This window comes from Sphaerimonospora cavernae (genome assembly GCF_042435035.1).
GTDB lineage: Bacteria > Actinomycetota > Actinomycetes > Streptosporangiales > Streptosporangiaceae > Sphaerimonospora > Sphaerimonospora cavernae.
This window is the reverse complement of sequence record NZ_JBHMQT010000024.1, coordinates 23,084-33,777: the sequence shown is the minus strand read 5'-3', so window position 1 is coordinate 33,777 and position 10,694 is coordinate 23,084. Positions and strand designations below refer to the sequence as shown.

11 protein-coding genes are annotated in these 10,694 nt (G+C 67.7%); 6 read left to right on the top strand and 5 right to left on the bottom strand.

Annotated elements, in window-relative coordinates:
• Positions 1-59: 59 nt before the first annotated feature.
• Complete coding sequence (locus ACFHYQ_RS12825) at positions 60-665, bottom strand: TetR/AcrR family transcriptional regulator (protein WP_394301344.1); 606 nt, start codon at positions 663-665, stop codon at positions 60-62.
• 110 nt (positions 666-775) lie between these two features.
• On the opposite strand from ACFHYQ_RS12825, the gene ACFHYQ_RS12820 reads away from it, so the two are divergent.
• The 3 genes from ACFHYQ_RS12820 to ACFHYQ_RS12810 are packed head-to-tail and all read left to right on the top strand — an operon-like array spanning position 776 to position 3,202.
• Entirely contained in the window at positions 776-1,513 is a 738-nt protein-coding gene (locus ACFHYQ_RS12820) for an SDR family NAD(P)-dependent oxidoreductase (protein ID WP_394301343.1), read from the top strand.
• Between the two features lie 2 nt (positions 1,514-1,515).
• A complete protein-coding gene (locus ACFHYQ_RS12815; RefSeq protein WP_394301342.1) occupies positions 1,516-2,811 on the top strand; it encodes an alkyl sulfatase dimerization domain-containing protein in 1,296 nt (431 codons plus the stop codon).
• Positions 2,812-2,815: 4 nt separating this feature from the next.
• The gene (locus tag ACFHYQ_RS12810) at positions 2,816-3,202 is read left to right on the top strand and encodes an EthD domain-containing protein (protein WP_394301341.1); all 387 of its coding nucleotides are present in this window, start codon (positions 2,816-2,818) and stop codon (positions 3,200-3,202) included.
• A 177-nt stretch (positions 3,203-3,379) separates the two neighbouring features.
• Here the strand turns inward: ACFHYQ_RS12810 and ACFHYQ_RS12805 are convergent, their stop codons facing one another.
• From ACFHYQ_RS12805 to ACFHYQ_RS12795, 3 genes are all read right to left on the bottom strand, one after another.
• The gene (locus tag ACFHYQ_RS12805) at positions 3,380-3,742 is read right to left on the bottom strand and encodes a helix-turn-helix domain-containing protein (RefSeq protein WP_394301340.1); all 363 of its coding nucleotides are present in this window, start codon (positions 3,740-3,742) and stop codon (positions 3,380-3,382) included.
• Positions 3,739-3,900, bottom strand: coding sequence for a hypothetical protein (locus tag ACFHYQ_RS12800; protein ID WP_204010026.1), 162 nt, complete (start codon positions 3,898-3,900; stop codon positions 3,739-3,741). Before ACFHYQ_RS12800 ends, ACFHYQ_RS12805 begins: the two co-directional genes overlap by 4 nt.
• Positions 3,901-4,050: 150 nt before the next feature.
• Positions 4,051-5,118, bottom strand: a complete 1,068-nt coding sequence (locus ACFHYQ_RS12795; RefSeq protein WP_394301339.1) for a DUF1214 domain-containing protein — start codon at positions 5,116-5,118, stop codon at positions 4,051-4,053.
• 431 nt (positions 5,119-5,549) lie between these two features.
• Between ACFHYQ_RS12795 and ACFHYQ_RS12790 the strand changes: the two genes are divergently transcribed.
• The 3 genes from ACFHYQ_RS12790 to ACFHYQ_RS12780 are packed head-to-tail and all read left to right on the top strand — an operon-like array spanning position 5,550 to position 9,951.
• Positions 5,550-7,091 (top strand): ABC transporter substrate-binding protein, encoded by a 1,542-nt coding sequence (locus ACFHYQ_RS12790; protein ID WP_394301338.1) that lies wholly within the window; start codon positions 5,550-5,552, stop codon positions 7,089-7,091.
• The gene (locus tag ACFHYQ_RS12785) at positions 7,088-8,824 is read left to right on the top strand and encodes an N-acyl-D-amino-acid deacylase family protein (protein ID WP_394301337.1); all 1,737 of its coding nucleotides are present in this window, start codon (positions 7,088-7,090) and stop codon (positions 8,822-8,824) included. Before ACFHYQ_RS12790 ends, ACFHYQ_RS12785 begins: the two co-directional genes overlap by 4 nt.
• A gap of 35 nt (positions 8,825-8,859) precedes the next feature.
• Entirely contained in the window at positions 8,860-9,951 is a 1,092-nt protein-coding gene (locus tag ACFHYQ_RS12780) for a TauD/TfdA family dioxygenase (protein ID WP_394301336.1), read from the top strand.
• Positions 9,952-9,973: 22 nt separating this feature from the next.
• On the opposite strand, the gene ACFHYQ_RS12775 is transcribed toward ACFHYQ_RS12780, so the two are convergent.
• Positions 9,974-10,585: a TetR/AcrR family transcriptional regulator gene (locus ACFHYQ_RS12775; RefSeq protein WP_394301335.1), complete on the bottom strand. Its 612-nt coding sequence runs from the start codon at positions 10,583-10,585 to the stop codon at positions 9,974-9,976.
• Positions 10,586-10,694 lie beyond the last annotated feature (109 nt).

The window sequence follows — 10,694 nt, the reverse complement described above, 5'->3', positions numbered from 1 at the left end:
GCTTGGTCGCATCGTGTCGAAAAGCTTGCAGCTTGACATTCAAGCTCCTGGGATGTCTCTCACGGAGTGTCGAGGATCTGGTTCACGAGTGAGGTGACGGTGAGCTCGGTGAGGCGGTCGACGTCGATCTCGCCGACCCAGCCCTGCGCGTGCAGGTCGGCCAGGCCCATCAGCCCGGCCCACACGAACGGCACGATCTCGGGATCGGGGCGCACCGTACGGCCCTCCGCGGCGGCCGCCTCGTCCAGGGCGCGGCGCAGGGCGTCGAACTGGGCCAACGCGACGCCCACGCGCTGCTCACGAAGCTCGGCCGAGTTGTCCGGACGCTCGGTCCGCCACACGGCCACCATCCGGCCGACGTGCAACCACTGCCGCGTCGCCACCGGAACCGCGGCGCGCAGCAGCGCGGCCACTCCCCCGGTGCGCGGGCATTCATCGAGGAAGGCGGTCATCCGGCGCTGGTGATCCCGCATCAGCGCCTCGAACACCGCGTGCTTGTCGGCGAAGTAGTAGTAGACCAGCCCCAGGCTGATCTTGGCCCGCGCCGCGAGAGAGCGGATGGACAGCGCGGCGTAGCCGCCCTCGGCGAGCAGAGCGGCGGCCGCCGCCAGGATCTCGCTCCTGCGGTCGTCCGCGGTATCGCCTGCGACGTGCTGTTCGGCCACGTCGGCAAGCTATCGCACCTCTTGAACATTGTTCAAGGCACCTATTGAACAACGTTCAAGGCTTTGTTACGTTCGCCGGAGTCTCCAGCAGACGAAGGCAGGAACTCCCTATGACAGTGACCTTCGACTTCCACGACCGGCACGTGCTGGTGACCGGCGGGTCGAACGGCCTCGGACTGGCCATGGCACGCGGCTTCCACACGGCAGGAGCCCAGGTGACCATCACCGGCAGACGCGAGGCCGCCGAGGAGTACGACGAAGACCTCTCCGGCTTCCGCTACGTGCGGTGCGAGATGACGGACCGGGCGATGATCGCCGACCTGGCGAGCGGGCTCGACCGGCTCGACGTCCTGGTCAACAACGCCGGCCAGAACCTCGTCGGCCGGGGCGAATGGGACCCCGACGTGTTCGAGGAGGCCCTGACGATCAACCTCACCGGCGCCTTCCGGCTGTCCACCGCGTGCCACGACCTGCTCGCGGCCTCCCCCGGCGGCGGATCGGTGATCAATCTGGGCTCGATGACCAGCTTCCTGGCCGTCGACCTCGTCCCCGGGTACGGCGCCGCGAAGGCCGGCGTGGTGCAGTTGACCAAGACCCTCGCGGCCGCCTGGGCCAAGGACGGCATCCGGGTCAACGCGGTCGCGCCCGGCCTGATCGAGACCAACATGACCGCGAAGATGGTGGCCAACGACGCCGCGGTCGCGCCCACCATCGCCCGCACCCCGATGCGCCGCGTCGGCACTCCCGAGGACATCGCCCCGGTGGTGATGTTCCTCGCCAGCGGCGCCGCGCCGTTCCTCACCGGCCAGACGATCGCCGTCGACGGCGGCTTCCTCATCCAAGGATGATCATGAGCGACACCCTCTCCGACCAGGTCGACAAGCTCATCGACGAGCGCCCGGGCAAAGATCTGCTCACTCCTGCTTACGACGACGCCGCCGTCCCCCTGAACGACTTCGTCTACAAGTCCGGCGGCTACACGAACGCCTACATGATCGTCACGGATGCCGGCCGGGTCATCGTCAACACCGGGATGGGCTACGAGGCGCCCCACCACCGTCACCTGTTCGACCAGGTCTGTGCCGGCCCCACGCCGTACATCATCACCACCCAGGGGCACACCGACCACGTCGGCGGCGTGGCCGCGTTCCGCGCGCCGGAGACCGTCTACGTCGCACAGCGGAACAACCAGTTCGCCCAGCACCAGGACGCCCGCATCCGCGGCCGGATGCGGCTGTGGTCGGCGGCCTGGTTCGACCTCGCTCCGACCGAGCGGATCGCGACGTTCGCGCGCGAGCGGCCGGACGTGCCCATGCGCCAGGACGCGCCGACCCCGGACCTCACCTTCGACGAGCGGCTCGCGTTCTCCGTGGGCGGCGTCGACTTCGAGTTGTGGCACGGCACCGGTGAGACCACGGACGGCGCCATCGTATGGCTGCCGCGGCATCGCGTCGCTCTGATCAGCAACATGCTCGGCCCGCTCTTCTGCCACTTCCCCAACCTGAACACGATCCGCGGGCACAGCTACCGCTTCGTCGAGCCCTACCTCGCCACCGTCCGGCGGATTCGCGAACTGCGGCCCGAGATGCTCGTCACCGGCCGTGGCGAGCCGATCGTCGGCGCCGAACTGATCGACGCCTGCCTGCAGCGGATGCACGACGCCGTGGACTTCGTGCACCAGGAGACGCTCCGCGGCATCAACGAGGGGGCGGACCTGGCGACGCTGGTCCGGGAGATCACCCTGCCCGCCGAGCTGCGGGTCGGCCAGGGGTACGGCAAGGTCAGCTGGGGCGTCCGCACGATCTGGGAGAGCTACCTCGGCTGGTTCCACCACGACCGGACCTCGGCACTGCTCCCGCTCGACCAGTCCCAGGTCCTCACCGACCTGGTGGAGATCGCCGGCGCCGGGAACGTGCTGCTCCTGGCCGGCGAGCGGATGCGGCAGAAGCGTTTCGCCGACGCGACCGCGCTCGGCGAGGCGGTGCTGGCCCACAGCCCCGGCGACCGGGACGCGCTGCGCCTGCTCGTCGAGTCCCACCGCAACCTGCTCGACGACCCCGAGAACGGGGCCAACTTCTGGCTCTCCGGCTGGCTCGAACGCCAGATCGACGGCTTCACCCAGGCGCTGGACGACAAGGGAGCATGAACGGATGCCGAAGCTGATCGGGCTGTTCCGCAGGAAGGACGGCCTCACCGCGGCGGAGTTCCGGGACTACTACGAGAACCACCACGCGCCTTTCGCCGTCTCCCTCTTCGGGCACCTGTTCGCCGGCTACACCCGGTCGTACGTCGACCACTGGGACGGGCAACCCGCCCCCGGCAGGCGTGCACCCGAGTTCGACGTGGTCACCGAGATCGTCTTCGCCGATGAGGCGGCGATGGAGGCCATGTTCGCCATGTCGGCCGCCCACCCGGAGGTCCGGGAGGCCATCGTCGCCGACGAGGCCGCCTTCATGAACCGCGACGCCACCCGACTCCTGATCACCAAGGACCACGCCGCCAGTGTTCTCGAACAGGTGATCATCACTTTCGATTAGGCGGAAGCATCATTTACGGAGGCGTAGACCTCTACTTCCTCCAAGGCCTCGACCGGGCGGGACGGTGAGACAGCACGGTGACCCGGCCGCAGTCACTACGCTCGAAAACACGGCTCTCTGCGGTTCCACCGGCGACAACACGTCCACTACCAGCAGAAACACCCGACCCGACCCGGATCACGCTACTTCGAAATCACCCTGGGGTCCGTCGGTGCGGTGTGCGGTGAAAGACACCTGGGTGTCGTCGTTGTCGAGGGCGATATTGAGGGTCGCGTCCAGAGCTGTGGCCAGCTTGGCGAGGAGCGGCAGGGTGGGGACGGTGTCGGAGCCTTCGATCCGGGAGATCTTCGCCTGGGTGAGCCCCGCACGGCCGGCCAGTTCAGCCTGAGTGAGCCCAAGCTCGGTGCGCCGGTCGTACACGGCTTTCGCCAGGGCCATGGACAGCCGGATCTCGCGACGGGCCTCGGCCACGTCCTCCGGCTCGGTGAAGCCCTCGGCGAGCTTCCGCTCGCGCAGAGTCTTCCAGCGACTGTGGCTCATCTCTCCGCCTCTCGGCGGGCGTACGGCTCGCCAAGCGCGGCGGCCTGTTCCGCGAGGAGCCCGACATATTCGTCGATCTTGAGGAAGTGCTTGGCCGGCAGTGTCTCCAGCCAGTCTCGCACCTCGGGCTCAAGCTCGATAGCGAAGAGCGCATCCACCCGCCCAACGCTATATGTCGCCTGCGACATACTCAAGGTGGCGGGACGTGCAAAGTGATCAAAATCTGAGCCCGGCGAAGGACGTGGGGGTCGACGGCCGATTCCTGACGGAAGGGGCGGACACGCCAACTACGCGTCCGCCCCTTCTGCTTACAACTGGACCACTCGGCAGGTCGGCATCGGGTGCCGATCCGCCTTCACCCAGCGCAGCAGCGCCGTACCCTCACTGTGGCCGGCGGTGCTCAGCCAGTTGCCGTACCCGGGATCCTGCGCGGAGACCACGATGGTCACGGTGCCGTCGTCATTGAGCCGGGCGGTGTGACTGTTGAGGTGCGTGTTGGTGCGGTCGTAGTCCAGCGACTCCATCCACCAGTTCTGCAGGACGAAGTTCCAGTACTCGCAGTCCGGCACCTCGGTCTCGATCACCCACGCCTGATCCGGCGCCAGGTTCCAGTAGCCGTGCAGGTAACAGATCGTCGGGTCTCCACCGGCGTTGTGGAACCGCTCCTGCCCCCAGTCCGGCAACTCGTGCGGCCGGGTCATGAACAGCCGGGTCCACTCCGCGAAGACGTGAGAGATCCCCGCGACCTGCTGTGTCGCTCCCCGCAACTGCCGGGTGAACAGCTCCACGTCGAGCGGCTCGTAGGGGATCTTCTCGTCGAGAACCTCGATGCTCACCTGTGCCGGCTGCATGTCCGTGTGATCGAGGAACGACTGCCGCCCGGTGATCTGATGACTGCCCTCCGGAAGCGGCAGCCAGGCACCGGACTCGGGAGGCTCCGTGCTCGCGATGAAACTGAACCTGCCTGCCTGGTCAAGGGGCAGCCGGGCGACGTCGATCTCTCCGTTGGAGACCTGGCGCTCGTCACTCCAGTCGCGTTCGGTCTTGGAACCGAACGTGAACACCGCGGAGTTCCCCCGTGTCCCGCTGATCCGGTAACGGTGCTCGGCCGACACCCGCGCGCGCATGTAGACGTTGTCGGGGTTGTCCGCGCCGATCTTGCATTTCAGGTGCGGGTCCAGGATGTCGGTGAACACCGGCCTGCGCGGATCGTTGTGCTCGATGGCGGTCAGCGTCGCGTTGCGCAACAGCCTCAGAAGGTACCGGACGCCCTCGGCCTGGTCGAAGGCCGAGGTGGGCGCCGACTCGGACACCAGGGTCCGGCCCGCCTCCCGTAGCCGGTCGCAGAAGTCCTCCCACATCGGATTGCTGACCATCGGATACACCTTCCTCGACGGATATCGGACTGCGCTGCGTTTCGGAACGTGTCACATCGGCCCGCCGCGGCCTCTGCGCATCCCAAGCAGCGGGACCTTCCCGGTCAGTGGGACGTTCCGGTCACGCCGGTGCGTCGCCGTCGATGACCACGCGATGCATCCTCCGTCCCGGTGACTGAGAGTCGGCCCTCGACCGTGAGTCTCCGCGGCGTCAGTGATGATCCGCGAAATGCTGGGCGGTGATGACGGCAACAAGCAAGCGATTGATAGAACCGCTACCGGAAGGACCTTGACATTGTGAGTGCCGTGAGGCTTGGCTTCAATCAAGCGATTGCTTGAATAGCCGAGGTGGGCCCAGCACAACTGGCGCCTGAGAGGGAGAAGAGAAGTTGATCGGTAGATCTAATGTGCGATCTTCGGGCCTGAAGGCCTTGCTGGGTTCGATCCTGGCGGTGGGAGTGTTGTCGCTGAGCGCCTGCGGCGGGAGTTCGTCGTCCTCCGAGACCGGGGGGATCGACCTCGACGCCACGCTCCGCACCACCTACGCCGGTGTCCAGACCCTCGACCCGGCGAAGAACACCGGGTCGACGGCGATGATGTCCAACACCTGGCCCGTCTACGATCGGCTGCTGCAGATCTCCGAGGACGGCGAGTACCTGCCCATGCTCGCGACCGAGTGGACGTTCTCCCCCGACGGCAAGGCGCTGACGTTGAAGCTGCGCGAGGGGGTGACGTTCTCGGACGGGACGCCCTTCGACGCCGAGACCGTGAAGGTCAATGTCGAGCGCTACAAGAAGGAGCCGATGAGCGCCGACGCCTCCGCCATCATCGACAACGTCGAAGTGGTGGACGACCACACGGTGAAATTGCACCTCACCGAGGCGAGCCAGCAGGTGCTCACCGCCATCTCGTCCGCTGCCCCCGGCATCATGATCAGCCCCAAGGCGCTGGCCTCCGAGGATCTGGGCACGAAGGCCGTGGGCACCGGAGCCTGGGTCGTCGACAGCTTCCGGCCAGGGCAGCAGGTGACGTACAAGCGGCGCACCGATGAGGGGGGCATCTGGGACCCGGACACGGGCAAGGTGGCCCGCATCGAGATCGAGTCCCGCACCACCGACGCCGCCTACGCCGCCGTCAGGAGCGGTCAGATCGACATCGCGTTGTCCAACGGCAACCTCGCACCCCTGCAGCCGCAGATCGACTCAGGTCAGCTCATCGTCCGGGCGTTGAAGAGCGCGACGACGACGGCGGCCGTTTACATGAACCAGACGGTGAAACCGTTCGACGACGTACGTGTGCGCCAGGCCGTGAACTACGCCATCGACCGTGACGCCATCGTCAAGGCACTCGTGCCCACGACGTCGGCGCGGGTGCAGCCGATGGCCTCGTCCGTCAACGGCTTCGACGAGTCGCTCGAGAAGACGTACCCGTACGACCCGGCCAAGGCGAAGCAACTGCTGGCCGAGGCAGGCCATGCCGATGGGCTCGAGGCCGGGACGTTCTACGTGGCGAACTACGCGGCGTTCCCCGACGCCGCCCAAGTCGTCCAGGCGAGCCTGGCGGAGGTGGGCATCAAGATCGACCTTGAGCTGTACGACATTCGGCAGTTGGTGACCCAGTACAGCAAGAGCAAGAAGCCGGGAAGCTTCCACTTCCTCTCCTTCCCCGGCATCGAGCCGGGTGCGGATCTGGCGTTCTTCCTCGACAACCCGCTCACCCTCCCGGGTGGGGTGCCGGACAAGATAGCTCAGCTCATCGAGCGCATCGACGACCCGACGGTGTCGGCCGATGAGCGCGCTTCGCGGGCCGCGGAGGTCATCAGGTACGCGACGGAGCAGGCCTACTTCGCGCCGCTGTGGCAGGGCGTCCCGGGCTGGGTCCAGAGCAACAAGGTGCACGGCGTCGAAGAGGGCAAGGCGTTCCTCGGCGTGTTGGGCGGCCAGGACCTCCGACACGCCTGGATCAGCAAGTGATCGCCGATCTGATCATCCGCAACGGCACCGTCATCGACGGCTCCGGTGAACCCCCGCGACAGGCTGATGTCGCGATCCGCGACGGCGTCATCGTCGGGGTGGGCGAAGTCACCGGCACCGGCCGCGAGGAGATCGATGCTCGCGGCCGGCTGGTCACTCCCGGCTTCGTCGATGTCCACACCCACTACGACGGTCAGGTCACCTGGGAGAACCGCCTGGTGCCCTCGACCAACCACGGGGTGACGACCGTCGTCATGGGCAACTGCGGCGTGGGGTTCGCCCCGTGCAAGCCCGAGGACCGCGACATCCTGATCAAGCTCATGGAGGGTGTCGAGGACATCCCCAACGTCGTGCTCAGTGAGGGCGTGAACTGGCAGTGGACCAGCTACCCCGACTACCTCGACTTCCTGGGCGGGCGCCAGTTCGACGCCGACGTCTGCAGCTACGTCCCGCACGCCGCCCTGCGCACCTACGTGATGGGCGACCGGGCCTACTCCCGCGAGCCGGCCACTCCCGACGAGATCCAGCGGATGGCTGACCTCCTGGAGGAGTCGATCCACGCCGGCGCCTTCGGTTTCGGCACCTCCCAGACGATGTTCCACCGCTCCAGCGACGGACAGCTCACGCCGACCCTGGCCGCGACCGAGGAGGAGTACGCCGGGCTGGCCGCTGCCCTCGACCGGGCCGGGGCGGGCCTGATCCAGTTCGTCATCGAGTACAACGACGACTGGGAGCAGGTCCTGGACATGGGCCTGCGCCAGGCCACGGCGTTCAACCGGCCCTTCAGCATGTCGCTGGTCCAGAGTCATGGGAATCCCAGGATCTGGCGGAGGATCCTGGACAAGTTCGACGCGGTCAACACCGCCGGCGGCGAGGCCACGCTGCAGGTCCTGCCGCGGCCACTGGGGGTCCTGCTGGGACTGGAGCTGACCCTCAACCCGTTCTACTCGACGCCGACCTACCTGGCGATGGCCGACCTGCCGCTGGCCGACCGGGTCCGAGAGCTGCGTCGACCGGAGACCAAGGAACGCGTTCTCGCCGAGGGCAACGACCCCGACCCCACGATGGAGATCGGGATGCGGGTGCGCGATTTCGGGCAGCTCTACGAGATGGACGAGGGCTTCGACTACGAGCCCGCCAGGGACAGCAGCATCGGCGCGCAGGCCGAGCGGCTGGGCGTCTCGCCCGAAAGCCTCGTCTACGACAAGCTGCTGGAGAAGGACGGCCGCAACATCCTCTACCTGGCCTTCTCGAACTACGCCGACTTCTCCCTCGAGCCCTGCCGGGAGATGCTGCTCAACGACCACGCCGTCCCGGGCCTGGGCGACGGCGGGGCCCACCTCGGGGTCATCTGCGACGGCAGCATCTACACCCACCTGCTCACGCACTGGGGTCGGGACCGCGTCCGGGGTGAGCGGTTCTCCCTGCCGTACCTGATCCACCTGATGACCAGGCGGTGCGCGGAGATGGTGGGCCTGCGGGACCGTGGCCTGGTAGCACCCGGCTATCGCGCCGACCTGAACGTCATCGACCTGGACAACCTCGGCCTGGAGCTGCCGCGCGTCGTCCGCGACCTGCCTGCCGGGGGCCGCCGCCTGATGCAGGACGCGCGCGGCTACACCGCCACCATCGTCGGCGGCACCGTCGTGACCCGCGACGGGCAGCACACCGGCGCCCTGCCGGGCACCCTGGTCCGGGGCCCGCGGCCCGCGCCGTCCCCTCCCGCCGCCTGACACCTCACCACCGCCCGTTTCCTCGGAGGTTTCTGATGAATGACACCCTCGCCCCCGTCGGCGGCCGCCCCGCTTGGCTCGGCAGCACCCTGGACTACCGCCAGGACGGCCTGTGGCAGCTGTCACCGGCGGAGCTCGCCGAGATCGACGCGGCGCTCGCCACGCTGAAGGAGCACGGTGAGCTGGACCTGACCGAGATCACCCCGGCCAACTTCCCGCTGCACACCGTCGGGGACTTCCTGTCCCGGCTGCGTGACGAGCTGTGGGCAGGCCGCGGCTTCGTGCTGATCCGCGGGCTGTCACGCGAGCGGTACGGCGACGACGATCTGGCGCGGATCTACTGTGGCCTCGGCGCCCACCTGGGTGACATCGTCCCGCAGTCGGGCAACGGCGAGATCTTGGGACATGTGCTGAACGTGGCCGACCTGGTCGACGAGCAGGTCCGCGGTTACCGGTCGGCGCAGTCGATGAACATGCACAGCGACGGCCACGACGTGGTCTCGCTGCTCTGCCTCCGCGGCGCGAAGGCCGGCGGTGCCAGTCGGATCGCCAGTGCGGCGGCCGTCCACGACCGCATGGTCGAGACGAGGCCCGACCTGGCCCGGGTGCTGTACGACGGCATGCCGGTGATGCGTGGGCAGATGGACGCAGAACGCGGCGACGGCAAGATCGTGACGTCGGACGACGTCGCCCTGTTCGCCAAGACCGACGGGGTGTTCAGCTCGTGCGTCCACGTCGCCCAGACCCGGGACGCCGCCCGGGCCGGCCACTTCGAAATCACCCCGGAGCAGGAGGCCGCGCTCGACCTCTTCTGCGAGCTCGCGGCATCGCCGGAGTTCTACCTCGACATGAGCTTCGCGCCCGGAGACATCCAGTTCCTCAACAACCGACTGATCGTCCACGGCCGCACGCCGTACCAGGACCATGAGGATGTCAGCCTGCGCCGCCACCTGATGCGGCTCTGGGTGAACATCCCTTCGTGGCCGCGGCGTCCCGCCAACCAGCAGGACATTTACTCGTTGGCCGACCTGCCGCTGTGGGCGCGGTTCCGCACGCCGTTCATGGAGATGCCGGAGCGCTACATCGCTGAGGCCACGATGAAGCAGCACGCGAGGGCCGGCGCCTAGCAGTCATGGGTGAGCTTGGGCATCAGAAAGCCACGGCGGTGGGTGCGCCGAGCAGCACGCCCACCGCCTCCACCAGCGTCGCGACGGTCAGCTCGGCGGCGTCGGGATCGGCCTGACCGGTCTCCAGCCGGTGCTCGAGGTCGGCCAGCGTCCGGATCGTGAGGACCTGCAGCATCCGCAGGCGTTCCTCGCGGACCTCGGGGCTCAGGCCCGACATCAGCGCCGACATCTGCCGCATCACCTCGCGTGAGCCGCTTCCGTGCCGGTCGTCGAACGGCTCGAAGTCGCGGCCTCGGCCCAGGTACCGGTCGAGGAAGCGGGCGTAGCACGAGCGCCCGTTCGAGGCGATCACGGATCTCGCCAGGGGAAGGACGTAGGCGCCGGCCAGGTCCGCCATGCTCGGGTGGTCCAGTTCCGCGAGCATCCGGTGTCGCTCGGCGTTCAGCGGGAGGAGGCGCAGGTCGTACAGCGCCTGGATCAGGCCGCTCTTGTCCCCGAAGTGGTACTGCACGGCCGAGTTGTTCTTCTGACCGGCCTGCTCGCCGATCTGCCGGAGGGAGACGTGCTCGACGCCGCGTTCGGCGAAGAGCCGTTCGGCGGCGAGCAGGATCTTCCGGCGGGCCTCATCACTCACTCGCGCAATTATGCCGGGCCGGCCGGATGTGAATCTCCTGAGCTGCGAAGGAGCGGTTGACGGCGCGGTGAAGGCATCCTAGTCTCTCGTTAAGACAAAGTGCCTTAAA